Raw genomic sequence first — 25,495 nt, forward strand, 5'->3', positions numbered from 1 at the left:
GAGACGTTGCAGCCGCTCAAGTAGTCTGTATTCGTGGACTTGCAGCCGTGGGACACACGGTCAAGATGCTTTCTGAGGGTAAATTCACTGGAATCCAGAGGACGGAAGAATCCCCGCTCTTATAGGGCGGGGAGTGTCAAATTATCACTGTGTAGTGTTAATGATAGTATTGACGTGACGTAAATTAAGTCAAAGGTTGAGGAGAAATAATGAATAAGAATAATCTGCTTCGCAATATTCTCATCGGTACGGGTGTGGCTGCGGTTGGTGGTATTGGAACGAAACTCGCGGTTGATTATTTACGCAACCGAGATCAAGAAGAAGTGGTTGATGAAAGTCAAGAAGAAGCCGAACCCACTTCTGCACAAGAGGTAGCTTATGCGACAGTCGCCACGGATTCGGTACAAAGTTTTCTTGATGCTAGCTTTGGTGATGCAGGTCGTTATACCCCCACTCGTCCACCTAAAGTTTTCGAGTATCAGGGACAACAATATATGGTAATTTGGGCTTACGACAATCAGAAAGATAAAAACCAAATGTTGGCATTTGCTTATACCGATGAAGGGCGAAAAATGATTGCTAGTGTAGGGTATACGGCAGACAATACGGATTATAATGTTAACCTGGGAAATAGCCCCTTCTGTGTTGATGTAAATGGAGAACAAATTACATCAGGACAAGGTGAAACCTCTGGCGCTGAAGAAGTGGACTTTGTTTTAGCCTAAGCTGAATTGAATTAGGTTTAGCATTAGCCTTTGTGGTAGGATAAGGTGGTTTAAATAGCCACCTTATTTTAATTTGTCGTTATCCGAAAAACCGAATGACCAACGATTTGCAACCCACCCTGAATGTACAAGCTGCCATTGAACAGCGTCGTGCGGCGCGTTCTTTTCGTTCAGATGCGATTCCAGAGGCTATTCTAACAGAAATCTTTCGTTTAGGCGTGCGATCGCCCTCGGGTTACAATCTGCAACCTTGGCGGTTTGTGGTAGTGCGGGAATCGGCTAATCGGGAAAAACTCAAAGCTTGCGCTTTCAATCAGCGTCAGGTGGGAGAAGCTCCCGTGGTGCTAATTTGTTGTGGCGATCGCCGCATCAACCAAAAGGAGTATATTGAGTCCGTAATTCAACTGGGACAAGCCACAGGTGCAGCCAATGACGCCTATGCTGATATGATGCGATCGGCGATTCCTCAGTTATTTGAAAATAAACCTTCGTTTGACTCCCTAGAAGCCTGGACAAATCGCCATACTATGTTAGCTGTGGCGCATTTAATGATTGTGGCAAAAAGTTTTGGCGTCGATACCTGTCCCATGGAAGGATTTGCCACCGCGCAAGTGAAAGAAGCGTTTAATATTCCGGCGGATGTGGATGTTTGCTGTTTGTTGGCGATGGGATATGCGGCTGAACCGTTTAAACAATACGGGGGACGTTTTGATATTGATCAGGTTTTTTATCAGGAAACTTTTGGCGAGTCATAAGCTAAGGAAGACAGGAGCAAGGGAGATAAAAAGATAAAGAAAATGGTGATAATTTATCCGTCTTTTCTTTCATATTTCCCAATCCCCAATTTTCTAACGAATTTATGGACTGGTAGCAAGTTGGCGGATTTCCATCACTATTTTCTTTAACAAAAAGGAGAACAACAACGATGACTCGTGTGTTTCAATTCATTTTCGGGGTAGTTTTTGCTGTATGTCTGGGAATGCATCCCGCGATCGCGGTAGAACGTCCCTTCGATTTGACGGGAACAGGCACATTAGAGGTAATGACTGATGATAACGGACAGTTGACCCATGGCGTCCTTAATGCTTCGGGTACAGCAACCCACTTAGGAAAATGGACTCAAACTGGAAACTTGATCTTCACGCCGGATCAGAGTAACCCCGATATCATCCTAGCGAGTGGAGATACCAAGTTCATCGGAGCGAATGGTGATGAACTCCAGGCTGAAATCAAGGATAGTGTATTAGACACCACGACGGGAATCGCTACGGGGACATTTCTGTTTGTCGGTGGGACTAGACGTTTCGATCAAGCACAAGGTAGCGCCGACTTTACGGTGACTCAGGAGCTCAATTCAGGAACGTTTGACGTGGTGGCTCAAGGTCGCATCGATTATTAACGGTTCAGACTACCCATAAGTCTCTATGACGTGGGGAAATGATATTGTAGAGACATTGCCTATAATGTCTCTACTCTCACAGGGGAAACTTATGCTGACTGAACTACAAACGCGCAAACTGACTAAATTTTTCAGTATGCACGATGCTAAATTTGATGGCGCTTTAGCTTATCAAGATTTTGAAAATATTATAAAAAAATTAGCTGCGTTAAGACACTGGGGTTCGCGCTCTCCTAGGTATCAGCTTTTACTGAATAATTGTAATCGTAACTGGGAAGAATTGAAACGAGATGCCGATACAACCCACAACAAAAAAGTGAGCTTGGCAGAATGGTTGGTCTATTATGATATCATTTTGAGTGACGAGAAAAAATACCTGCACAATATCCATTTTTTCATGGAATTGGTTTTTGAGGTGTTTGATGGAGATGAGGATGGGAAAATGAGCCAAGCGGAGTGGGCAGGGCTTTTAAGTGTTTACAATGTGTCGCCTGTTTACGCTCCACGAGTATTTCCTAAATTAGATACCAATCAGGATGGTTTTTTAAGTAAAGAGGAAGTCTTGCAACTGATTCGTGACTTTTTCTACAGCGACAATCCGGAAGCGCTAGCTAACGAAATGTTTGGACCTTATTGATTTAGAGGTCTGAAATCCAAAACCTAGTCTAAACTCCAGTAGGAATCAGTTTGGAGATAAATCGCCGACTTCGGTAAACTTTATCATATTTACTGTCAAGGACTATGCAGACTAGCCAAAAACTTTCCCTTCCTACCATGGGCTGTGGAACTTGGGCGTGGGGAAACCGACTACTCTGGGGATACGATGAAAGCATGGACGATGAGTTGCAAGCTGTTTTTAATCTGTGTGTGAGTAACGGCGTCACCTTATTTGATACGGGTGATTCTTATGGAACAGGCAGACTGAATGGACGCAGTGAGCAACTTCTGGGACGATTCTCTAGGGACTATTCCGGTATCAACCAAGAGAATATTTGCATTGCTACCAAGCTAGCCGCCTATCCCTGGCGATTGACACGCGGCTCAATGGTATCAGCCTGTCAAGCCTCTGGGCGACGATTGGGACGAAATGTCGATTTGGCACAGATGCATTGGTCTACTGCCAATTATGCACCGTGGCAGGAAGAACGGCTTTTGGATGGTTTGGCTGATCTCTACGAAAAGGGACTGGTTAAGGGAGTTGGACTCTCTAATTATGGACCACTACGACTTAAAGAAATTTATCCCAAGTTTAAAAAGCGAGATGTTCCGATTGCTACGCTACAAGTTCAGTATTCACTTTTATCTACCTATCCCGTCACCGAATTGGGTATCAAATATGTTTGTGATCAACTAGGAATTCAACTCATTGCCTATAGTCCTCTTGCTTTAGGACTGCTGACGGGAAAGTATTCAGAGAAAGGTTCCTTTCCTAAAGGATTACGCCGTTTGTTATTTAAGCAGTTATTACCAGGAATCCAGCCGCTTTTGGCTTGTTTACGAGAAATAGCGTCCTCCAGAGAGAAAACTATGGCGCAAGTGGCGATTAATTGGTGTATTTGTAAAGGCACAATTCCGATCCCTGGCGCTAAGACGATGAAACAGGCACAGGAGAATATTGGTGCGCTGGGATGGCAGTTGAGTTTGGGCGAGATTACTGAATTGGATCAAGTGGCGGCAAGTTTAGATAAGGCGATGGTTCAAAATATCTTTCAAACCCGATAACTTCTATTGGTGATTGGGGAAGAGGGTAAATTTTGACTGTTATAGCAGTAGACACATTGATTAGGACTTTCGTCACCATTGTAGAGACGCTTCAAAAGCGCGTCTCTACATAAATGATGTGTCCTAACCGCTATGGCGGTTGCTATAGAATGCAACTGGGTATCAATTCGCGCGATCGCACCGTAGGGGCGCACCGACAACCATCCGTGTCAACTTAAGCCAAATCAGTTAGTGAGCAGGCTTCCAGGCACACTCTCGTTCCCAGGCTATGCCTGGGAATGCCTCTGTTGAGGCTCCGCCTCCTTTGACAAGCGGCTGGAGCCGCTTAAGGAGCATTTCCAGCAATTAGGCTGGAAACGAGAATGGGTAAGGGTTGTGACTTAAGTTGACACCAAGGACTGACGATGTGCGCCCTGATTAAGGGATGTTATTTTATCATTTCCCTATACACTACTCGACTTCTAGAGTCAAACTTGGCATTAGCCGCTGTAAGTTTTTTAATGACTTACCTTGCCACGGAATATTCTGAGAGCCTTGCACTATCATTTTAATCGTCTTTTTCTGCCGAACTTTAATCGCAAATTTCGACAACATACTAATTCCCGAACTGTTGAGAAATTGCAGATCTCGTAAGTTTAGCGTCAGGATAGAGGGCTGACTCTCTATGGCTTGATCGAGTAAATCGATAATCGGCGCATATTCTTCAGAGCCACTTAGCCGCAGGGAACCTTTCCAATAAACGGTCGATTTTTCTGTATCATAAAACACACTATACGTGTCGCTTTTAACTTCCATTTTTCCCATCCTTGACAAAATTATGACTTTCTTAAAAACTTACCAAATCCATAAAATTAGTTATAGACTTTTCGGGAAATTAAAATTGACCTTCTGTTTGCCAATGGCTTCAAATAAATTATCGCAGATGTTAATAGCGTGATTCAAAACAACGAACCGTCAGCTCTAAAATATAGGGCATTTTAATCTTATTCTTTAACTTTTAACTTTTTAAATCTATCTTTGTTTTCTCTATTATGGACAAAGGAATACTATACCATCAATCGCACCATTGTGGTGACGGTAGTAACAGGTGGTGTCTTTGCCAGGGTTTCAAACTTCCAGCCGAGGGTTGCCATGTAGTCATTGATCATGGTTAAAAATCCTAAGCGAGAAGCCGTGTTGGTTTCCTCTGCCGCATTTTGTTCTAACTGATGAATATACAACTCTTGGGGGTCTGATGTCGTCAATTGCAGGAGATACGCCTGAAAATCACCCAGGATTTGGGGAGGAACCGTATTTTTTGTTAAGAAGACTAAGCTGTTGCTATACAGGTGTAGGGCAATGCTAATGGGTTGCGGTGAGGTATCATCGTTAAACTTCATGGCGTTCTCTAACAGCTCATTGGCAATGTAACTCACGGCACTCTTAATTTCCAATTGTTGAGCTGTAGCATCTGTATCCTCTTGGTTGGTCGGAAAAAATGTTACCACATAGTCAGCCATGAAATCGGCGGATAATCCATTATTCCGCCAGCGATGCTTTAACGGAATCGAACTGGGTGAAAATTGGATAATCAGGTATTCCTCACTGGGAGGTAGCTGCTCATTGAAATCTCCAAAGATCTGAGTCATATCGCGTTTGTCGGTAGTCTGTTTGAGGAGTGCCAAAGAAAACAATAATAACTTGTCAAAGTCAGCCGTAACCTTTTTCCCAGTTCCCTATTCCCTAACCATCCTGTTTAATTGGTGCGATGCCGGAGCGATCGCGCAGTAAAGATGGTTTGGGTTTAATCACTAATAGCGTTATATCATCATAAACCTTTTGTGACCCAATATGTCGCCGCACATCCTCAATGACGGCTTGGCGAATTTCACAGGCTGACTGTCGCCAATTGTCACTGAGAATCTGACACAGGCGTTCAATGCCATATTGTACACCTTGGGCATTTTCGGCTTCGGGAATTCCATCGGTGTAGAGAACCACCACATCTGTTGGATTTAACTGGATTTCCGCATCGGCGACAAAATCGCTAATATCGGCGACTAAACCCACGGGAAAGCCTAAATCGATGGTATCAATCCGCTCAATTCTACCACCAGAACGCACGACTATCATCTCTTCATGTTGTCCACTCAAGCGCAGTTTATCTTGGTGATAGTCTAGGAGAGAGAGGGTGAGATTTTTCTCAGATTTCATTCGCTGGATGTTATGATAAATTGTCCGATTGAGGACACTTAAAAATTGCTTATAATCCGTTTTAGCTCCTGACAACAAGGTTCTCACAGCGGTTTGTACCATAATCATTAAGACGCCACTTTCTAACCCATGTCCCGTGACATCACCAATGCCAATTGTCACATGACCATTGTTTTGTATAACATCATAATAGTCACCACCGACTTCAGTTGCGGGTTCCATAAAGCCAGCAATTTCTAATTCAGCAATCTGGTTCAGTTCCTCCTCTTTAGGTAACATCATCTGTTGCAGGCGACGTGTCACTTCAACCTCAGCACTCAACCGCAGATTTTCTGCTTTCAAGCGACTATTGAGCAGGGTAATTTCCTGATTTGCTTGAGCCAATTGAGCCGTGCGTTCTTCTACTCTCGTTTCTAATTCTTCATTCACTTTTTGGAGTTCTTTTTGACTCCGGCGCAATGCGATAGTCCCTCGTTGTACCGCTTTTTTCAGTCGCACTGGCTCACTGACTAATATGTAAACTAACACCCCAGCTAATAGTGCTGATAATCCGCCCCCTATCCACAACCATTTGGAAATAGGTGCCGTTGATGACCATCTGTTAGCGGGAATCGCCGCTAATTGCCATGAGCCGTTAGGCAACGTTACCTCTAAACGGACGGGATTTTGTTGAAAAATACTCCCATCGCCGAAAAATAATTCTCCCGTTTCACCCAATCCATCTTTGCCACGAATTGCATACTGGAGTTGAGTGGACTGATTGAGTAATCCGGCTTCTTTAAATAGAGTATTTTGGTCAAAACCAATACCCACTAGACCCCAATAGCGACCACTTTGGGGTGGTTTATTTAGGGGGGTGAGAAATATGGGAGTTCGACTAATAAATCCCCAATTCCCTTTGGGTTCTAACTTCAACGGACCGGCAAAAACGGTTTGTCGATTTTGAATGGCTCTCTCAATGGCGTCTCGTTCTTCAGGAATATTCATCGGGTTAAACCCAATCGCGGCTTCATTGCCTGCTAATGGATAGATATGACTGACGATGTTATCTTTATATAGGGCTAAGAATTCAATTCCCTGTTGATCTTCGATCAGGACGCTGGAGAGACGCTCAAATTCGTTTTGGTTAATGTCCGGGTTAATCGTGGACACATAAGCGATTAGCCCCCGTGTGAGAAAAAGTCGCTGGTTTAAGGCGGCTTCTAAGCGGGCTCTAGCTGCACTCAGTTGATTGAGGACATCCGAACGTTGTTGTTCCGAAAACCGTTGGCGTTCGGCTCGTTCAAAGCTCCAAACTACGGTTAGCAGAATGACTACCGTTAATGAGGCGGCAAAATAAGGGAAAACACGATTTTTTAGGGGAGAACGAAACGCAAGCCATCGGTTATTTGTCATTGGTTAGGGAACTGCTTAACAGGGAACAGGTAATAGGCAATAAATAGGTATTAGCCTGTTAGGGGAGGCAGAGCCTCCGGAATAGCATTCCCAGGCGGAGCCTGGGAACGAGGAGATCTCACTTAGTCGGGGTGGGTTTAGTTTCATCTGGGTAAGGTAAGAAATGATAATAGTGAAACCCGCCCCTACATGAAAAATTTTCTTTGTTTAATGACAAGTAAGGTGATATCATCGCAGAGTTGTTGTGCTTCAATATGCTGCCGTAGGTCATCAATAACGGCTTGCCGAATTTCGACAGCAGATCGTTGCCAATTCTGACTGAGAATCTGACACAGGCGTTCAATGCCATATTGTACACCTTGGGCATTTTCTGCTTCGGGAATCCCATCGGTGTAGAGGACAACAGTATCTCCAGGATTTAACTGGACTTGAATATGTGCCACGAAATCAGCAATATCAGCATCTAAACCAATGGGAAATCCTAAATCAATGGTATCAATTCGCTCTATATGACCTCCAATCCGCACGACAATCATCTCTTCATGTTGTCCGCTCAAATTGAGGATGCCTTTTTCATAATCCACCAAAGCTAGAGTCAGGTTTTTGTCGGAGTTCATCCGCTGGATGTTTTGATAAATCGTGCGATTAAGTATATCTAAAAATTGCTTAGGGTCAGTTTGGTTACTTTCCAATAGCGTTCGGACGGCGGTTTGTACCATTAAGCTTAATACCCCGCTTTCTAAGCCATGTCCGGTTACATCACCAATACTAATTTTGACGCGATCGCGATACGGTAAGATATCGTAATAATCTCCGCCCACTTCCGCCGCAGGTTCCATAAAACCAGAAATCTCTAAGTCAGTAATTTGATTCAATTCTGCCTCTTTGGGAAGCAGCATCTGTTGCAGGCGACGGGTAATCTCAAGTTCAGCACTCAATCGCAGATTTTCTGCCTTGAGACGTTCATTAAGCGTGGTAATTTCCTGATTTGCCCGAAACAAATCGGCTTGGGCTTGTTTGCGTTCGGAGATGTCACGAAATGTACCGGTATAAAAACAATATTGACCCGATTTCGCTTCCACAACTGTTGCTTCTAGGGGAAAGCGAGAACCATCTACCCGACACCCAATAATCTCATGTCTGCCAACTTTTAATAACCGTTCCATTCCTATATCTGTATCATCGGCTACGGGTGTTGACCAATCCAATAGCTGATGAATATCCATACTGATGAATTCGTTGATGGAATACCCAAAGATCTCTTTCGCACTCGGATTAGCGGTAACAATTTTGAGTTCAGGTTTGGTGAAGGTAATAATCGCATCCATTGCCGTTCTCACAATGGCATCAGTGCGCGTTAAAGCCTCTTCTAACGCATCCATTACCTGGTTATAGCGCTGGGCAATTTGACCGACTTGGGTAAAGGGTTCGACCGGAACTCGTAAACTTAAATCTTGGGTCTGGGCTTGGGCTTCCATTACCTGAAACAGGTCATAAATTTCAGTTTTGGCGCGATGTTCGGACACATTTAAACCAATCTGTTCCGCCTCAACACTCACCCGCATTGGCAAAAAACGATTAGTGATGAATAATAGGAGATAAGTTATGCTAAATGCCCAAATCCCACAACTGACAATTCCAAGCACCTGCACACCAAGTTGAAGCACTGGACTCAACCCCGTATTCACTAATTCGGGTTGACCAAACAACGCCACCGCTAATGTTCCCCAAATCCCTCCACCCAGATGCACGGGTATAGCATCTACCGCATCATCAATGCGCCACCGTTCCAAGCAATTCGACATCCAGATAGCAATAACGCCCCCAACCGCCCCAATAATCACCGATGCGGGAGAAGTGACGACATGACAAGAGGCGGTAATCGAGACGAGTCCCGCTAAAGAACCATTGATTAGGGATTCGACTTCCGGAAGTTGACACCGATACCAACTAACCATTCCGGCTGCCATCATTCCCGCAGTACCCGCTAGCACAGTATGCACGATAATGCTAGGAACTTGCTCATTTAAGCTCAATGTGCTGCCCCCATTGAACCCCAACCAGCCAATCCACAATAGCATGGCACCTAAAACCGAAAGGGGTAAATTAGAACCGTGGATTTTTCGCGGGGGTAGATGAGCCGGAAATCGCCCGGTGCGTGAGCCGATAATCATCAGACTGGCGAGGGATACCCAGCCACCGAGACTATGTACGACTGTAGAACCCGCAAAATCGACAAAGCCTAACCCTTCTAACCAACCGACTGATTGAGCTAAATCAATCCCATTCCACGCCCAATGTCCAAACAGGGGATAAATCAGACCGGAAACTAAAGCCGCTAAGATTAGGTAAGCTCTAAACTTCATCCGTTCTGCCACCGCCCCTGAGACAATGGTGGTGGCTGTGCTGCAAAACATGGCTTGGAACAAAAAGAACGCCGCCAGCCGGGGTGTGGCTTCAACGTGAACGAAGAAATCAGTTGAGCCAATCCACCCCAGCACTGAAGTGCCAAACATAAAGGCATATCCGAACGCCCAAAATAAGGCGATAGATATGCCCAAGTCAGCTAAGTTTTTGATGGCAACATTGATACTATTTTTCGAGCGCGTCAGCCCTGACTCCAGGCACATAAAGCCGGGTTGCATCAGGAATACCAAGCCAGAACAGACGAGGAGCCACAGAATATCAATCACTTATATCTGCCCCTTGTTTTTGGCATATAAATATATATCATCCTTACAGATATGCCAGGTCTAATTCCAGAAACTTGAGGATAGGTACAGCTATTTTCTGGGCGCAAGGATGGTGCCCCTACCATCCCTCTTGTTGCTGGATAATCCCGGCTAGGGCTTGTTGTTTAGTCTGTTCGTTCTCAATGGTAGAGGCTATCTGTCTGGCTTGGGATAAGGTTTCTAGGGCTTTGGGCTGATTATCTGCGATCGCGTAGTGTTGAGCCAGTTGCCGCAGTAGGCTGGTTTTATAGGTTGCATCCGTTAATCCATTCGCCACTTGTTCGACAAAATCATACCGTTTCTGGTTTAATGCTACATCAATGGTTTGCCAAAGTTGAGTTTGCCATTGTAGAGGCTGCTCAATTTTCTTAGCCACTTCCAGCGCTGCCGTTACGGTTTTTCTGGCAGCTAAACTATCACCGACATTAGCAGACTTAAGGGCAAGTTGAATTAAAAATGTCGCTTTCGTCTCGGAATTGGTAATTGCCTTGGCAATATCTGTCGCCAAATTATAGCGCCAGGGTTCATCCTGATAAATTTGATGCAATTCATTCAAATTTGCCAGAGATGCTGCTGCATTCGCCAGTAACTCATCTCGTTGTTGTTCATCCCGAATGGTATTCGCAACCGTCAAAGCTTGGCTGAGTTGCTCGGAGGCGATAGATAGATTACCTCGTGCCGCAGATATTTGAGCCAAAGTTAAGAACATGCGGGTTTTATCTAGTTGATTCGGAATCTTTTCAATCATCTTGAACACCAGGTTTTGGGATTTATCCTGAACCAAGACGGCGGCTAAATTGGTCAAATGATTGGACTGTTCATACTCGGAACTCAACCCCTGAATCATCTCTAAGGTTTGACGAGTTAACGGATCAACATCTTCTCCCAGGTTCAGATCAACTCCAATTTTGGAGATCATTAATGAAATTTTTTCAGCATCGCTTTCCAATGTCCCAATGGCAGAACTTGCCGTATTTAACAGTTCAACTCCTTTGGCTGTATTTCCCCACTGAATCAATTGATTGGCAATTTTCATTAACAGGGATAGTTTTTCATATTTCTGTTCGACTGTTTCCAGTAAGGGCAGAGTCTTCTCAATAATCTCAAGTCCGGGCTGAGGATTTCCTAATTCGGCATAAGCTGTGGCAATGGCTAAGGATTCCTGGATGATGTCACGATTACTGGTTAGGCTGGGTACCTCTGCGAGTGCGATCGCGAGAAGATCGGCGGCTTGCTCCGGATTCCCTAGTTCTCTATACCTTGCCGCAATCTGGCGCAGGGCTTGACTTTTTGTCCAAACGGGTATATCAAAAGCATATTGTGTTTCAAAATTTTGCACCGATTGTGTGGCTAATTCCAGAGTTTCACGGGCAGCTTGCTTTTGTTCTAAGGCGATATAATCATCGGCAATAGGGATGAGAAGACTAGCATTCGGTTCCGTCCAAAATAGACTCCGTTCTGGAACCACAGAAATTGATTCAATCGTTTTAGCAATAGAAAGCGCTTGATTGAGTAAGGAAACCGCTTGATTAGTTTGACCCGTTTTTGTCCCATGACCAGCAATTGTTTGTAACGTTTTTACCTGGTCTTCCTTATGGGTTAGGGTCAGGGCAACCTCCTGAGCAAAGTCATATTGCCCAGCTTCTAGTGCTTGCTGAATAATCGAGTCAAATAGCTCAACCTTAGGATCTTTATATTCGGCGAGGGGTAATAAAATCCGATCTGGAATCAGTTTTGCATATTTAAACGCCTCACTAAACTGTCCCTGATTCAGATAAGCATTCGCCAGCAAAAAACGATTGTATGCGGTTGGGTAATCGTTGGCTCCCGTTAAATTGTTCAGAATTGTATTAACTTGGTTTTGCTGTCCAGTTGCCAGAAAATCTTTCACCCAATCAAATACTAAAAACTCCTCGCTTTTTTTACTCATTTCAAAGGCTTGGGAAACGATTGACGCGGCTTGTTCCTGTTGTCCCACGGCTACCAGCGCTTGGGCTAAATTTCTTAAGATTGTGACTTTTAGGGAGAGATTAGTAATGATTTGACCACTTTCTAAAGCAATATCATAGCGTCCGGAACGCCACGCCGCCTCAGCTAGCGATCGCGCGATGCTATCTTGATTTTCACTATTAGGTATTCCCTGAACAAATCCTAACGCTGATTCGTATTGATGGCGCTGGACATAAGCCGCTAAAATAGCAGATTGAGCCAGGTATTGCTGATAGCTATCTGCTTCCATAGTTTGGCTAAGAGGAATTGCCTGTGCAAATTGTCCTTGACGGGCATATCCGGTTATAATTTCTACCAATGCTCGATATTTAGCCGCATCAAGTTCTAAGTTTTGAGCATAGTCCAACGCTTGTGAGTAGTTTTGCTCATTGATATAGGCTTGAGTCAGCAACACCTCCCCTTGCATCCTGACAGAATAGCCTTGATTGTCTGGTAGAGGTGTATCGTAACTAATTGTTGAGAGTCGTGCGATCGCGTCTGGGTAAGCGCCAATTTTGCTATACTCGGCGATAATCTTAACCAAAAGCGGGTTGCGGATAGTTTGTTCCTCTAGGGTTTGCGCCAGTTCAAAGGCTTGTGATAAGAATCGGGTAGCCTGATCTGGCTGATTTACCTTAGCTGAAGCACGAGCGTTTTCAATCAACTCCCAAACCTGATCAAGTTTAAGGGTTGAGTTTTGAGTGAGAGTGTAGAGGTGATTCTCGTTTCTCTTATCTAGCGATGGATTAGCTAAAGCCATTTCCAACGCTGTTACGCTACCCAAACAACCGACTATTATCAGCACAATCCATCGTTTCATAACCTTATAACTCCTTAACCGCAGACTGCTCCAGATATAAATTTTGTCGTTGTACTGAGGTTGACTGGGAATCCGGCAAATTTGTGTCTGGAGAGGAAGGGTAGATTTTGTATCCCATGTACACAGCTAACCAATCATCAAATACCGAAAATTAGGAAAAAACACTATGCTTACCCAAATACGCCGTCTGTTGAATCGGTTTTTTAGAAGATCAAGGACAATCAACGATGAACCTCTGAACAAGATAAGTTTGATTGTCATTATTTTGATTGATATTTTTATTTTAGTCAATGTTTTTACCGGACTGAATGATATTAGTCAATGGTATATTAGCCCTTCCTCGGCTTATCCCTGTTATTCTGAGTGGAAAAATTACCAAACCCAAACAACTTCAGATAAAGATTATGAGATTATCCAGTCTTCAGTTATTTCTGCAAGAAACTATCAATCTAATTTTCAGCAAACCTATCAACAAGCAGCGGTAGGACATCTAGGTACTGTTTCTCCAACCTGCCTAGAGTACGGCAGTTATAAAGATAAACTCAATAATCCAGAAAACCAGCAAATTATAGCGGCTATTGATCAGAAACAAGAACAAATAAGTCAGCTTGAACAAACGAATCGCAGTATTCGTGAGCAATATGACTCAACTTTATTGGAAAAAATAGCAGGTCAGTCTCGTGATCAGTCCATTAATAGAGTGGGTGCAGAGCAAGCCAAACAGCAACTTGAACAAAATAACCGCAATATTGCTAGGCTTAAACAGGAAATTGCTCAGCTTAAAAATCAACTGACGGCAAAACCAGAAAGTTTAGTTTTTATCAATTTCCTTAAGGATGACGGAACATTTCAGTCCATTGAAAACGCCTACCAGGGGGCATCCTTTTGGTATCCGAGCATCCAATTCAGCTTTCAAGCGCTTTTCCTGTTGCCACTGATTTTCCTTTCCTTATCAGTTTATAATTTTGCTCAACGAAAAGGATATGGACTTATTGCCCTAATTAGCTGGCATTTGTCAGTCGTCTTTTTTGTGCCACTCATCTTTAAGATCTTTGAGTTTCTGCAATTTGGTGCAATCGTTCAATTTCTCGTTGATATCATTAGTACCCTTTTAGGCGGACTGCTTTTTCTGGTCAGTTATGCTTATATCTTACTAATTCCTCTGATTGGGTTTGGCATTATCAAGTTTTTCCAAAAAATTGTCTTTAATCCCAAAGTACAAGCAGCTAGTCGAGTTCAAAAATCACGATGTATCCGGTGTGCTAATAAAATTCCGACCCATGATGCTTACTGTCCCCACTGTGGTTTTTATCAATACATTGAATGTCATAATTGTCACGGGATGACTTATAAGTATTTACCGTATTGTAAACAATGTGGACAGTCTCAAGATTCCAATTAATAGTAGATTCGTTGTTACGCTGTCTTCGTCATAAGCACTCGCGATCGCGTAAAATTTAGCCTCATCTGAGCGTACCATTTAAGTTAAGTTAATATACCGGACACAAGCCAGTGCGATCGCGTCTCAGATGCTGAAACTTGCCCAATCGCACTGTAGCACGAACTTGCAGCGTTTCCCCTTCATAGAGGTTGATTGACAAAGGAGACATCATAAGGTTATGATCTGATGATAACTGTCTAGACGGAATAGAAAGACAGGTATATTTTGAGCCAAGAAGATAGGGACTACGGACTTGAAACGTTACTTGACCTAGATGGGGAAATCTTCCCCATGGAAAACGGCTATTGGACGAAATTTGAAGCTCGGAAGGTGGCTCCAAATGAACATATACCCCATGGCATCAAATATAGTTTAACTTTACATAACAGTAGAAATGAAAGAATTATCGGATACGATAATGCACATGGCATAAAGCGTAAAGGGAATAAATACACGGCTAATCGAACTGTCTGGGATCACAAACACAAACGAAATGTTGTAGAAGCTTATGAGTTTGAAAGTGCTGGTCAGCTCTTAGAAGATTTTTGGACTGATGTGAAGCGCATTATTATTCCAAAATAAGAGGTAATTTTCATGGAAAATAAGGTTATGAAAATAGGGATTATCTCTAGAGAATATTACATCAAAAGAACTATAGCGATTGCCAAAGGAGAATATAAGCCCCAAAAAGATGAACCGAAAGTGTGGTTTGAATCGATGAAGTCGCTAGCCCAAGTCTTGAGTAATGAAAATCAAGACTTGCTGAGAATAATCATTAACCACGAGCCACGTTCTATTTCAGAGCTTGAAGAGCTAACCCATCGGAAGAAGTCTAACCTGTCTAGAACACTAAAAACTTTAGAAAGATATGGAATAGTTGAGCTAGTGAAAGATAAAGGCAAAGTTATTCCCAAGGTTAAAGCTACAGATTTCCAAGTTGAGTTCAGCCTGGAGAATAACCTTTCTCATCTTGCTGATTCTGCAATGGTTTAGTTCGCTCATCGTCTTAGGTTGGGAAAAGGCGAGGAAACCCAACATCTACTTCATCTGTATCACTTTCGCGATCGCGCCACAGCCGTTAGCATTTCAACCAGACGCTTACAGCGTACTGCTATGATGCTTTGTAGAGGACTATCTACAGTTAAGAAAGATGACTGAATTACTTCAGCGCGTTATTGCACAGCTTGAGAAATTGCCAGAAGAAGAGCAAGATGCGATCGCTACTCGTCTTTTAGCAGAATTAGAAGATGAACGGGCGTGGAAAATTCGTTTTGAATCCACGACCAACGAGCAATGGGATAAGCTAGCCCAAATGGTTCGTCAGGAAATTGCGGCTGGCGATATCACTCCACTTGATCAGGTTTTCCCGCCTAAGACATGAAATCGAGTATAACATAGTAGTAAAATAGCTTAATTAGCGCTCATTAAATTTTCATGCAGTTTGAATGGGACGAAGCCAAGAATATCGAAAACATTCGTAAACATCAAATTGACTTCGCAGACGTTCCTGCAATTTTTGAAAGTCCAATGCTGATTGAGCTAGATGACCGTTTTGATTATGGGGAGGATCGGTGGTTCGGTATCGGTTTTCTCGGTAACGGTGTAGCAGTTGTCGTTTGGACAGAACGACAGGGTGATGTAATCCGGATTATCTCAGCACGAAAGGCAAATCGATATGAACGAAAACGATTTGAACAATACCTCACGGACTAATTGGGAAGCACTCGAATCAATGTCTGATGAAGATATTGATTATTCTGACATCCCACCGTTGACAGATGAATTCTTTGAGGGCGCGACACTGCGAATTCCAGCAGATAAAGCACGCTATCTGATTCAGATAGATCCAGATGTAATAGCTTGGTTCAAAGCCCAAGATAAAGAATACAAGACAGTCATTAATACTGTTCTACGTCGTTACATTGAAAGCAATGGCGACAAAAACTTAGCCTAACAAGTTAAGTTGAATGGTACTGAAAATTTGCATTTTGGAATCGCCGGAACCCTTGATATACCGTAGGGTGGGCATTGCCCACCAGCCTCATCTGATTGTGCCATTCAAGTTAAGTTGGTATACCGGACACAAGCAAGTGCGATCGCGCCACAGTCGCTAGCATTTTAACCAGACGTTTACAGCATACTGCTATGATGCTTTGTAGAGGACTATCTACAGTTAGGAAAGATGACTGAATTACTTCAGCGCGTTATTGCACAGCTTGAGAAATTGCCAGAAGAAGAGCAAGATGCGATCGCGACTCGTCTTTTAGCAGAATTAGAAGATGAACGGGCGTGGAAAATTCGTTTTGAATCCACGACCAACGATCAATGGGATAAGCTAGCCCAAATGGTTCGTCAGGAAATTGCGGCTGGCGATATCACTCCACTTGATCAGGTTTTCCCGCCTAAGACATGAAATCGAGTATAACAAAAGCATTTCGCAAGCAGCTAGGTCAGCTACCAGAATCAGTTCGGGAACAGGCTAGTAAAGCATACGCCCTCTGGCGATCTGATCCTTATCACAACAGCCTTCAGTTTAAACGGGTTAGTCAACGTCAACCAATCTACTCAGCTCGTATTGGATTGAACTACCGAGTTTTAGGTTTACTGGAGAAAGACCATATTTACTGGTTTTGGATTGGTAGCCATGCAGAGTATGATGAGCTGCTTCAAAGGTTGTAGTGCGATCGCGTCTCAGATGCTGGAACTTGCCCCATCGCACCGTAGACGGTCTGCCAAGCTATTATGGTGGTGACTAGCAAGTTTTTCGTGTCACCCATATCTATCTCTCAGCCTTTAGCTATTCCACCTGGATTCGAGCAGTTAAGCAAAGAGCAGCAAATTGATTACGTTCAGCAACTTTGGGAGCTAATAATTGCTGTACCTGAGCAGATACCTGTTCGGTGAATGGCATCTTGAAATTGTACGCGATCGCGTTTCCTCGCAGGATGCCACACAAAAAATACGTGGAATGAGGTAAAGCAACGACTAATGAGCAAGTATAATGAACGCAAATCACTAAGAAGTACGATAAAATTAAATACAAGTTTGCTATACCCCTAAGCGGACGTGGTTTAACAAATATTTACATAACCTTTTTACAAGGAAATAGTAAAAATGAAAAATCAGTCAAATACAAAAAGAATAGCTGAAATTATTTCTCTTGTTTTACGGTTAATGGGAGGTTATGCCTATTCAAAAACTAAACTTGTAAAAATAGTTTATTTGCTAGATATAATACAATCCAGAAAAGGAAATAAACATTTTAGTACAGCAACTTATAAAAGTTATTACTACGGACCTTATTCAGATGATATAGAAGAAGCAATAAATTTACTGGATAATTTGGGCTATGTAGAAGTTGGCAAAAAAACCAGCGTCAATGGTAACACTTACTATACATTTACATTGAAAGATACACCTTATTTGGGTGAGTTAAGTCAGAATGAAAAAAATGAGATAAGTAAATATACTTCTCAATTAGTAGAGCTAGAACGGGGAAAATTATTAGAGTTAGCGTACAGTACAAAAGAATTTGAGAATACTCAATTTGGTGAAGAAGTTAAATTATGAATGCCAAAGAACACTTTCCTTTTACGGTTCATAGAAATACTGAGTTTGACAGGTTAATTGACAATTTAATCAATACAGGTGTAATTGATTTAGTTAAAATTGACTCTGCATACAAAATTGAAATCAATAAAATTGATGTATTTTATGAAATTTTTACAATCATATTTTTACAATATTCAACGCCAGATATAAGCAATATTTTATTGTCCAAAGAAACTCAACAAATAATTTTGAAAGGTAATAATATTGGATATATACTTGAAGACATATCAAGTGAAGCATTAGAGATTTTGACAATCCTAATAACAAAAGAAGATGACGCTGATTATGAAAATGCTTTTAATGCACTAATTTGTGTTTGTCTGGGAAGTATCAAACCTTGCAAATTGATATTTCCTAATACTTATATAACTGAACTGGGTAGAGATACTCATGAGTTTGATGTTTTTGCTTGCACAAACGAAGATAAGTATATCCTTGTTGAGTCAACAAGAGGATTTGACAAGAAAGTTGACAACATTGATGAAAGTTATACATGGCACTTTAAGAAAGCTGTTTTCCGAAAATGGATGGTTGAAAAAATATATAGTATAGAGTGTAAATTAGTTTATATTTCTTTAAAAGAACTTTCATCTGGAAGTTCATCTAAGCCATCCCTGCCAAAAGAACTTAATGAAGAAGCTACGATTTTAGATGAATCTAGGGACAATAAACTTATATCTAAACTCCTGCAATTAGAAGGTTCTAATATCTCTATTATAGATTTTAATGAAAACCTATTAATGTCTTTAAACAAAGAAAAAATAATCAATTCAGTATACAATAAGATTTATCAAAAGTTATCGGATGCTTGTTCCTAAGTGGGATCTTAACATTGTTCGCGATCGCGTTTCCTCGCACGATACTGCACAGACGAATACATGGAATGAGGTAAAACAACGACTAATGAGTAAGTATCGTGAACGCTAAATTTCCTATCGTGCTTGACTTTAGAGCTGAGGAGGACATTAATGCAGCAACCTAATAGTACCAAACAAAGCTCAGAGCAGGCTTTTCACTGACCACATCCTATTTAGGGTTGCTATAATATGACTGTCACAAGTTTGGTAATAGCTGTGAATACCTGTAAAAATGTAGTTCGTGAAGCTCACTTGCTAGGAGGTTTGAGAGCCATTAACAATCCTGGTTCAGAAGTTATAATTTTTCCAAATATAATCCATAACAAAGTCGCAATCTTTAACATTCCTAGTCATGATTCTTTTATCAAGGTACTTAGGAACTTAGGGCTAGTACTAGTAGGTATTGATTTCTACTCAAGCCCTGAAGAAATTGAAGAAATTTGGCCTCCTGAGTGGTATTCGTTCAGTCGAATCATAAGTAACAATAATCCACTGCATGATTCAGTTAGATCTTGGAGCAACATAAGTTTTCACGCTTACACTGAGCAGAATTACTGCCTTGCAGATCTTGCCGGAAGAATTAGTTTTCAGCTAGAGGCATGTGAAGTGCGGTTACGGCACTTGTCAGAAAGCTACCATATAGAGCTTTATAGTTTATGCAAACTTCAAAAATTTGAAGCTGGCAAAGAAATTAAGACCTTAAATTCATTTAATATTTATCTAGCTGTACATTCTTTTTTAGTTGAGTCTTGTTCTCTAAGAGACTATCTAGCTGAGTTTATGCGACTTTATGTGTTTCATCAAAAGTATGGGAATGAACAAGTATCTACGATGGGTGCTCTAAGGAAAAAAATTCTGAAAAAAGAACATGAGTATGACGCTTTTGCTAAAATTTTGTATGAAGCAACAGATCCAGACTCAGAAGATGGCTGGCTAGCAAAGCTAGGTGAGTACAGAGATTTAGTTGTACATTCTGTTCCACTTGCACAAGCAAGTACTAGATCATTTTTAGTTCAGAAACTTAGCCACCTTGGTGATGATAAATGTCTCCCATCTATTGCACTTCCATTACCAGCTAATCCTGGTAATATTTCTGAAAAGCGCTCTAAAGGTATTTACGTTTCCAGTTTTGATGAATGGTTGGCAGCACTACAAAAAGATGCTGAGGAGAGCAAACTTGCAACAGATGCTTTAGAGTATTGCTGCTTGGCTAATGCAAATCTTACTAAGCTAGCAACAGACCTCATTAAGTATTCTCCTATAAAACCGAAAACTCCTGTATTTACCAAAGAAGATATTATCGAAATGCGTACCTTAGCATAATTCCTCTATATATGTTAACTCCTGCCATTGGTAACCCTCCACTTTAAATTAACACCACAAAACCCAAAAACTAGGCAAAAGGGGCGCGACAAAAGCCACACCCCCTCACTTAACTAACTCAACCCAAACAAGCCGCTAAATCCTCATCCGGTGTCGTAATCGCCTTCAACTGATACTTCTCCGATAACAATTTGAAAACATTCGGAGAAATAAACGCGGGTAACGTGGGACCTAAACGAATATCCTTAATTCCCAGATACAGCAGCGTCAACAACACAGCAACCGCCTTCTGTTCATACCAAGACAGAATCATCGACAGAGGTAATTGATTCACATCCATATCAAACGCCTTCGCTAAACCCAAAGCAATTTGAATCGCGGAATACGCATCATTACATTGTCCCACATCCATCAACCGAGGCAGAGAACCAATTTCTCCCAATTGTTTGTCAAAGAAACGGAACTTACCACAAGCTAAAGTTAGAACGATACAATCTTCCGGTACTTTTTCCACAAATTCAGTGTAATAATTGCGCTCTGGTTTCGCGCCATCACAGCCACCAACTAAGAAGAAGTGACGAATCTTACCTTGTTTAACCCCATCAATCACTTGATCCGCAACATTTAACACCGCATTCCGGGCAAATCCTGCCATCACCTGACGCGGGGGTTGCTCTTCCACAAACCCAGGCATATCTAGGGATTTTTGAATCGCTGGGCTAAAGTCGGGGATGTTACCCTCCTCCGGTGGAATATAGTTGATGCCGGCAAACCCAACAGGACCAATGGTAAACAGTTTCTCATCATAGGTGTCATGGGGCGGCATCAAACAATTGGTAGTGACAATAATCGCCCCAGGAAACTTAGCAAATTCTTTGGTTTGATTCTGCCAAGCTGTTCCATAATGCCCGTACAGATGGGGATAGTTCTGTTTGAGTAAGGGATAACCGTGAGCGGGTAAAAGTTCGCCGTGGGTGTAAACCGTAATCCCTTTATCAGCCGTCTGTTTCAGGATAGCTTCCAGTTGTCTGATATCATGTCCCGAAACCAGGAGAGCTTTGCCTTTTCGGGGATTGAGGGGAACAGGTGTTGGCGTAGGATGTCCGTAGGTATTGGTATGTCCCGCATCCAATAATTCCATCGCCCGCAGGTTAATTTCTCCCACCTTTAAGGCTAAATTTACCCAATCATCCAAGGTTAAATCTTGATGATTTAGGGCATCTAAGGCTTCTTGAATGAAGTGATACACCTGCTCATCTTCTTGTCCCAATTCTTGAGCATGAAAAGTGTAGGAAGCAGCACCCTTAATCCCATAGAGAACCGTGAGTTTTAGAGAGAATATATCAACATCACGCGCCGATTCACTAATGAAGCCTAATGCTAAATCCTGACCCTGTTCGACTAAACTCTCATTAAAGTCAGGATGATACCCAGACACTCTTGTCCATTTAACGGGTTCGGGACTAACTTCTTTGACTTTAGCTTTTAAATTATCTCGCTTCTCGATACAGTCACGGACATACTGAGTAAAGCGTTTCCGGTCAAAATTGACATTCGTCATCGTGGCGAATAAGGATTCGCAGGTGAAGACATCCTCATCGTGAGTAGAAATGCCTAACTGACGGGCTTTAATCACCACTGGCGCAAGTCCGCGCAAGCAGTAGACTAATAAATCTTGAACGGCGTTAAGTTGGGGGCTTTTGCCACATGCGCCCCATTGATGACAGCCATTACCACTGGCGGTTTGTTCACATTGTTCGCAAAACATGAGTTACTTTTTCCTATATTCAGTCTCTCTATCCCTACTCTAGGAAATTTTTGGCAGATAACGCTTTGACTTAAGTCAATTTTTGTAATTTCCGGCAGTTTGTAAAGAAGTTTTACAGTTTCATGCCAGTTTTTTGGGCGCAAGGATGGTGCCCCTACAAATACAAGGCTAATGGCTCAAATCAACCTCTATCTTTAGGTAGAACTTTAAGTTGTCAACTGTTTAGCCAAGGTTTAATATCTCTCCAGAGTCTAGCTTCAATGAGTCCAATTGCGTTACCATAAGAGGTTTAATCCCAAGGATTTTACAGTCACACAGAACATCACTATTGTACATCCTCAAGATTTAATCAATCCTTAACGTACAAGTTGATTAGTAGCCAATTTATTGGGGGACAGAAACCCCCTTCAAATTGGGCGACGAGTTCACCCGATTGGGTGAATCGACAGGATGAAGTGCTATTTCTGCTCGAAGTTGTAGTATACATGTAGTAAATTACTTATGGAGTTGCACAAATTGCAGCAACTCACTCATCTGCTTAATTTTATGACAACTCTAACCATGCGCCCTTATGGGGGTAAAACAGACTTAGACGCGATCGCACATCTGATCAATACCTGTGAAACCGTTGATCAGCTTGAAGAAGGCACATCCGTTACGGAACTCAAGCAATCCTTTGATGACCCCTCTATCGATAAAGAACGGGTTAGGAAGAGCCATGTTATTGGCTGGGATGCAACAACTCAAGGGGGCTGGTATGGAGATAGCCAAACTGGGCGTTGATGCGAAAAACTTGTCGGGGGCGCTGCGGCTTTATGAATCTGTTGGCTTTAGTACCGTAAAGACTCATATTAGCTTGGTGAAAGAGTTGTCAGCAGTCGGCTGACAGTTAACGATGAGGCTCGTCATTCGTCATTTGTTGATTGGGGAAAACTCTTCGCTTCGCTAGTCTGGCGTAGTACCTGTGTAGGGGCTAACTTTTCACGGCAAGTCTAGAAACCTGAGTCGGGGCGGGTTTAGTCACATCTGGGTGTAACCAAAAAGATGGTCTAGAAACCCGCCCCTACATAATCAATACTCGCGTTTCTCCACATACCGTGAAAGTCAGGTGTAGGGGAGGGTTTTACTCTTATCGTTTCTAGCTTTACCCATAAGTGACTAAACCTAATGTGTTCCAGACGTTCCACCGCCCGACCAATGTGTTCCAGACGTTCCACGCCTTACGTCTCTACCGGCTTCCCTATCTCCTCCACCCCTGTGCACCAGGAACTCCCCGAAAAAAAATTTTGTCCAGTCTATTGACAAATGTGTAGTATTTATGTAACATAAATATATGACAGAGAGATGAGAGGCAAAACTCTCTACCTCAAAAACCCGGTCTGAACCTTGAAAATTGAATAAAACGTCGGAAATCTTCACGAACGTCAATCAGGATGTTTTGAAATCGAAATCGGTTCATTATGTTACTCCTGTATACCCCGCTGGTTCGTCAGGTTCTCACTCCTTTAGAGTGGGATACTAAACCCAATCAGCGTAATTTAGACCCATCTATGACGGAAAAAGAGCGTTTAGCCTCCAATTATATCAGTCAAAATCAAATGAGTGATAAAATCCGTCACAGCCAAACGGTCTATTCTTTAGAGCGGCGTTTCTTACTCTAAAAAATATCAGTGTTGTGAATCAAGATCAATGCTGGTAGTTTGAGAAAAATGAGTGCGTTTGCTCCTGAGATAGATTGATAAACACCAATCGAATCAATTTTTAGGAGGTGCCAGCATGGTTCACATTCGCTTTGAAGGTCGTTCCTATGATATTCCAGAAAATCAGCTTGGTGTCGAAGTTGGGATGAAGGATAATTCTGTCAAGGAACGCATTGCTCAGTATTTTGATGTCGGACGCGATCGCTTAACTGCTTATGTTGTAGATTGGCGTCCCAGCGGCGACCTAATTATCCGTCCAGAAGCCGTTTACGGTTAAATAAGACAGCATCAGCAATGATCGGAATTCGCGCCCCAACTGGAGAAGCCTACAAACTGGTAACGTCTGACTTAACCTCAGATAGTAGGTTCAATTCCTACCCTCTCCGCCTCTTGGAGAGGTAAAAAAAAAAGCTTCTTTGACTTGCGCGATCGCACGCATCAATTCCCTCAGATTTTGGATGAGTACAGATAACGGTAAGTTTACCCATTCCCTTCAATCCAAAATCTAAAATTCAGCATTTAATATCCCGCGCCCTTACCTGTGAAGCTTACATACTGTTCCGCCTACGAAGCGGGAGGTTGTCGGTTCAAGTCCTACTAGCTGCACTCAATGCAGCTATAGCTCAAATGGATAGAGCGCCAAGTAATATGGCTTTACTAACTTGCGCGGGATATCTCTTATTTGCAACTGTTAAAATCCACTTCGCGCCCTGATCCAAAAAGCTTACATACTAGCCAAATGGAAAAGGCGCTTGATTTAAGCTCAAGATTATGCAGGTTCAAATCCTGCGTATGAATAACGGCTTTTTAAACTTGCGCGAATTGATTCATCCATTCAATTTTGCCCAAAGAAATAAAGACCGCTAACGCGCCCCAACTGAAAAAGCTTACATACTAGCTCACTGGTAGAGCAATCGACGGTAAATCGGTGTGTTGCGGGTTCGATTCCCGTGTATGAAACAACAGCTTTTTTGACTTGCGCGTTAGCTTGAACATTACGGGGGAAACGTCGATGTCAGTCAAAACGTTTGAAATTCTAGAACAACTTAAATCATTAACCCTGCTGGAAGCCTCTGAACTGGTTAAGCAAATTGAAGTCACATTTGGCGTCGATGCTTCCCCAAAAACCATGTTCTATAACAGCGTAGTTTCTCCAGTCGATGAATTCTCATGCATCTGCATACCACCCGCACCTACTGAAGTTAATGTGATTTTAGATCATGTTCCGGCACAGAAGAAAATTGCGATTCTCAAAGTGGTACGGACGCTAATGGGATTGGGGTTAAAGGAAGCAAAGGATTTTGTTGAGTCAGCACCACAAGTGGTGAAGGAAGCGATTACGCCAGAAACCGCTGAAGAAATTAAGCAACAGTTAGAACTTGCTGGGGCTGGGGTTTCTGTTCAGTAGGAGATTTTGAGTATGCGCGATCGCATCAATAAATCTTGGACATTCCTAGATCTGACTAAAAACTCCAGAAACAGGACTCTTTTACAAAAGTTACCAGTTTTGAAGAGCATGTTATCGGTAAAACCCGCCCCTACAGACGATGGGGTCGCCCTTTACTCAATCCCATCTTTACAAAAATAAATGGCAGTTGTCGCCGCGCCCTAACCGGGAAAGCTTACATCCTTACCCTGTCACGGTAAACTATAGCAATCGCCATAGCGGTTAGGACGCATCTTATGGTAGAGACGCGCTTTTGAAGCGTCTGGAACAACAGTTCGTTTGTCCTAATCGATGTGTCTACTGCTATAAATAGCTTTCTGAACTTGTGCGGCACTATTTTTAGTCAAAGCGTGCGACATCGGCTGTAGCGTT

30 protein-coding genes, 3 tRNA genes and 1 pseudogene are annotated in these 25,495 nt (G+C 42.5%); 25 read left to right on the forward strand and 9 right to left on the reverse strand.

The window, feature by feature from the left end; genetic code table 11:
* From RIM23_RS04600 to RIM23_RS04625, 6 genes and pseudogenes are all read left to right on the forward strand, one after another.
* Positions 1-125, forward strand: a pseudogene (locus tag RIM23_RS04600) (RNA-guided endonuclease InsQ/TnpB family protein); the annotation flags it as partial.
* An 84-nt stretch (positions 126-209) separates the two neighbouring features.
* Positions 210-725: a hypothetical protein gene (locus RIM23_RS04605; protein ID WP_446364861.1), complete on the forward strand. Its 516-nt coding sequence runs from the start codon at positions 210-212 to the stop codon at positions 723-725.
* Positions 726-820: 95 nt separating this feature from the next.
* Positions 821-1,480, forward strand: a complete 660-nt coding sequence (locus RIM23_RS04610; protein ID WP_446364863.1) for a nitroreductase family protein — start codon at positions 821-823, stop codon at positions 1,478-1,480.
* 170 nt (positions 1,481-1,650) lie between these two features.
* Positions 1,651-2,124, forward strand: a complete 474-nt coding sequence (locus tag RIM23_RS04615) for a hypothetical protein (protein WP_446364864.1) — start codon at positions 1,651-1,653, stop codon at positions 2,122-2,124.
* Positions 2,125-2,215: 91 nt separating this feature from the next.
* Positions 2,216-2,761 carry an EF-hand domain-containing protein gene (locus tag RIM23_RS04620; protein WP_446364866.1) on the forward strand — a complete coding sequence of 182 codons (546 nt, stop codon included), beginning with the start codon at positions 2,216-2,218 and terminating at the stop codon, positions 2,759-2,761.
* Between the two features lie 104 nt (positions 2,762-2,865).
* Positions 2,866-3,846: an aldo/keto reductase gene (locus tag RIM23_RS04625; protein ID WP_446364868.1), complete on the forward strand. Its 981-nt coding sequence runs from the start codon at positions 2,866-2,868 to the stop codon at positions 3,844-3,846.
* Positions 3,847-4,296: 450 nt separating this feature from the next.
* Here RIM23_RS04625 and RIM23_RS04630 read toward each other — a convergent pair whose 3' ends face one another.
* From RIM23_RS04630 to RIM23_RS04650, 5 genes are all read right to left on the reverse strand, one after another.
* Positions 4,297-4,641, reverse strand: a complete 345-nt coding sequence (locus RIM23_RS04630) for a slr1659 superfamily regulator (protein ID WP_446355492.1) — start codon at positions 4,639-4,641, stop codon at positions 4,297-4,299.
* A 251-nt stretch (positions 4,642-4,892) separates the two neighbouring features.
* Positions 4,893-5,474: a slr1658 superfamily regulator gene (locus tag RIM23_RS04635; protein ID WP_446364870.1), complete on the reverse strand. Its 582-nt coding sequence runs from the start codon at positions 5,472-5,474 to the stop codon at positions 4,893-4,895.
* A gap of 94 nt (positions 5,475-5,568) precedes the next feature.
* Positions 5,569-7,434, reverse strand: a complete 1,866-nt coding sequence (locus tag RIM23_RS04640; protein ID WP_446364872.1) for a SpoIIE family protein phosphatase — start codon at positions 7,432-7,434, stop codon at positions 5,569-5,571.
* 185 nt (positions 7,435-7,619) lie between these two features.
* Positions 7,620-10,127 (reverse strand): ammonium transporter, encoded by a 2,508-nt coding sequence (amt, locus tag RIM23_RS04645; protein WP_446364874.1) that lies wholly within the window; start codon positions 10,125-10,127, stop codon positions 7,620-7,622.
* Between the two features lie 118 nt (positions 10,128-10,245).
* Positions 10,246-12,975, reverse strand: coding sequence for a tetratricopeptide repeat protein (locus tag RIM23_RS04650; protein ID WP_446364876.1), 2,730 nt, complete (start codon positions 12,973-12,975; stop codon positions 10,246-10,248).
* 166 nt (positions 12,976-13,141) lie between these two features.
* On the opposite strand from RIM23_RS04650, the gene RIM23_RS04655 reads away from it, so the two are divergent.
* Positions 13,142-14,377: a hypothetical protein gene (locus RIM23_RS04655; protein ID WP_446364878.1), complete on the forward strand. Its 1,236-nt coding sequence runs from the start codon at positions 13,142-13,144 to the stop codon at positions 14,375-14,377.
* Between the two features lie 88 nt (positions 14,378-14,465).
* On the opposite strand, the gene RIM23_RS04660 is transcribed toward RIM23_RS04655, so the two are convergent.
* A complete protein-coding gene (locus RIM23_RS04660; RefSeq protein WP_446364880.1) occupies positions 14,466-14,588 on the reverse strand; it encodes a hypothetical protein in 123 nt (40 codons plus the stop codon).
* Positions 14,589-14,641: 53 nt separating this feature from the next.
* Here RIM23_RS04660 and RIM23_RS04665 point away from each other — a divergent pair, with 53 nt between their 5' ends.
* The 8 genes from RIM23_RS04665 (at position 14,642) to RIM23_RS04700 (ending at position 17,095) form a co-directional block, all read left to right on the forward strand.
* The gene (locus RIM23_RS04665) at positions 14,642-14,998 is read left to right on the forward strand and encodes a toxin-antitoxin system TumE family protein (RefSeq protein ID WP_446364882.1); all 357 of its coding nucleotides are present in this window, start codon (positions 14,642-14,644) and stop codon (positions 14,996-14,998) included.
* A 12-nt stretch (positions 14,999-15,010) separates the two neighbouring features.
* Entirely contained in the window at positions 15,011-15,409 is a 399-nt protein-coding gene (locus RIM23_RS04670) for an HVO_A0114 family putative DNA-binding protein (protein ID WP_446355508.1), read from the forward strand.
* Between the two features lie 157 nt (positions 15,410-15,566).
* Entirely contained in the window at positions 15,567-15,797 is a 231-nt protein-coding gene (locus tag RIM23_RS04675) for a hypothetical protein (RefSeq protein ID WP_446355510.1), read from the forward strand.
* Between the two features lie 53 nt (positions 15,798-15,850).
* Positions 15,851-16,129 carry a BrnT family toxin gene (locus RIM23_RS04680; protein WP_446364884.1) on the forward strand — a complete coding sequence of 93 codons (279 nt, stop codon included), beginning with the start codon at positions 15,851-15,853 and terminating at the stop codon, positions 16,127-16,129.
* Positions 16,092-16,370, forward strand: coding sequence for a BrnA antitoxin family protein (locus tag RIM23_RS04685; protein ID WP_446364886.1), 279 nt, complete (start codon positions 16,092-16,094; stop codon positions 16,368-16,370). Before RIM23_RS04680 ends, RIM23_RS04685 begins: the two co-directional genes overlap by 38 nt.
* A gap of 13 nt (positions 16,371-16,383) precedes the next feature.
* Entirely contained in the window at positions 16,384-16,530 is a 147-nt protein-coding gene (locus tag RIM23_RS04690) for a hypothetical protein (RefSeq protein ID WP_446364887.1), read from the forward strand.
* Positions 16,531-16,598: 68 nt separating this feature from the next.
* Entirely contained in the window at positions 16,599-16,829 is a 231-nt protein-coding gene (locus tag RIM23_RS04695; RefSeq protein WP_446364889.1) for a hypothetical protein, read from the forward strand.
* Complete coding sequence (locus RIM23_RS04700) at positions 16,826-17,095, forward strand: type II toxin-antitoxin system RelE family toxin (RefSeq protein ID WP_446364891.1); 270 nt, start codon at positions 16,826-16,828, stop codon at positions 17,093-17,095. Before RIM23_RS04695 ends, RIM23_RS04700 begins: the two co-directional genes overlap by 4 nt.
* Positions 17,096-17,213: 118 nt before the next feature.
* Here the strand turns inward: RIM23_RS04700 and RIM23_RS04705 are convergent, their stop codons facing one another.
* Positions 17,214-17,432: a hypothetical protein gene (locus tag RIM23_RS04705; protein ID WP_446364893.1), complete on the reverse strand. Its 219-nt coding sequence runs from the start codon at positions 17,430-17,432 to the stop codon at positions 17,214-17,216.
* 98 nt (positions 17,433-17,530) lie between these two features.
* Here RIM23_RS04705 and RIM23_RS04710 point away from each other — a divergent pair, with 98 nt between their 5' ends.
* From RIM23_RS04710 to RIM23_RS04720, 3 genes are all read left to right on the forward strand, one after another.
* Positions 17,531-17,986 carry a type II toxin-antitoxin system antitoxin SocA domain-containing protein gene (locus tag RIM23_RS04710; RefSeq protein ID WP_446350520.1) on the forward strand — a complete coding sequence of 152 codons (456 nt, stop codon included), beginning with the start codon at positions 17,531-17,533 and terminating at the stop codon, positions 17,984-17,986.
* Entirely contained in the window at positions 17,983-18,846 is an 864-nt protein-coding gene (locus RIM23_RS04715) for a hypothetical protein (protein WP_446364895.1), read from the forward strand. The genes RIM23_RS04710 and RIM23_RS04715 overlap by 4 nt, the downstream gene beginning before the upstream one ends.
* Positions 18,847-19,101: 255 nt before the next feature.
* A complete protein-coding gene (locus RIM23_RS04720; protein ID WP_446364897.1) occupies positions 19,102-20,208 on the forward strand; it encodes a hypothetical protein in 1,107 nt (368 codons plus the stop codon).
* Positions 20,209-20,326: 118 nt separating this feature from the next.
* Here the strand turns inward: RIM23_RS04720 and hcp are convergent, their stop codons facing one another.
* Positions 20,327-21,976: a hydroxylamine reductase gene (gene hcp / locus RIM23_RS04725; protein ID WP_446364899.1), complete on the reverse strand. Its 1,650-nt coding sequence runs from the start codon at positions 21,974-21,976 to the stop codon at positions 20,327-20,329.
* 501 nt (positions 21,977-22,477) lie between these two features.
* On the opposite strand from hcp, the gene RIM23_RS04730 reads away from it, so the two are divergent.
* Positions 22,478-22,759 carry a hypothetical protein gene (locus RIM23_RS04730; RefSeq protein ID WP_446364901.1) on the forward strand — a complete coding sequence of 94 codons (282 nt, stop codon included), beginning with the start codon at positions 22,478-22,480 and terminating at the stop codon, positions 22,757-22,759.
* Between the two features lie 266 nt (positions 22,760-23,025).
* Here RIM23_RS04730 and RIM23_RS04735 read toward each other — a convergent pair whose 3' ends face one another.
* Positions 23,026-23,193 carry a hypothetical protein gene (locus RIM23_RS04735; protein ID WP_446364903.1) on the reverse strand — a complete coding sequence of 56 codons (168 nt, stop codon included), beginning with the start codon at positions 23,191-23,193 and terminating at the stop codon, positions 23,026-23,028.
* A 243-nt stretch (positions 23,194-23,436) separates the two neighbouring features.
* Here RIM23_RS04735 and RIM23_RS04740 point away from each other — a divergent pair, with 243 nt between their 5' ends.
* The 6 genes from RIM23_RS04740 to rplL all read left to right on the forward strand — a co-directional run bounded on the left by RIM23_RS04740 (position 23,437) and on the right by rplL (position 25,084).
* Positions 23,437-23,637 carry a hypothetical protein gene (locus tag RIM23_RS04740; RefSeq protein ID WP_446364905.1) on the forward strand — a complete coding sequence of 67 codons (201 nt, stop codon included), beginning with the start codon at positions 23,437-23,439 and terminating at the stop codon, positions 23,635-23,637.
* 115 nt (positions 23,638-23,752) lie between these two features.
* Positions 23,753-23,953: a hypothetical protein gene (locus RIM23_RS04745; RefSeq protein WP_446364907.1), complete on the forward strand. Its 201-nt coding sequence runs from the start codon at positions 23,753-23,755 to the stop codon at positions 23,951-23,953.
* 41 nt (positions 23,954-23,994) lie between these two features.
* Positions 23,995-24,062, forward strand: a tRNA-Leu gene (locus RIM23_RS04750).
* A 339-nt stretch (positions 24,063-24,401) separates the two neighbouring features.
* Positions 24,402-24,471, forward strand: a tRNA-Leu gene (locus RIM23_RS04755).
* A 92-nt stretch (positions 24,472-24,563) separates the two neighbouring features.
* A tRNA-Tyr gene (locus RIM23_RS04760) sits at positions 24,564-24,636 on the forward strand.
* 52 nt (positions 24,637-24,688) lie between these two features.
* A complete protein-coding gene (rplL, locus tag RIM23_RS04765) occupies positions 24,689-25,084 on the forward strand; it encodes a 50S ribosomal protein L7/L12 (RefSeq protein WP_446364909.1) in 396 nt (131 codons plus the stop codon).
* Positions 25,085-25,495: the final 411 nt, after the last annotated feature.

The sequence above is a fragment of the Coleofasciculus sp. G3-WIS-01 genome (genome assembly GCF_040223135.1).
Classification (GTDB): Bacteria; Cyanobacteriota; Cyanobacteriia; order Cyanobacteriales; family Coleofasciculaceae; genus Coleofasciculus.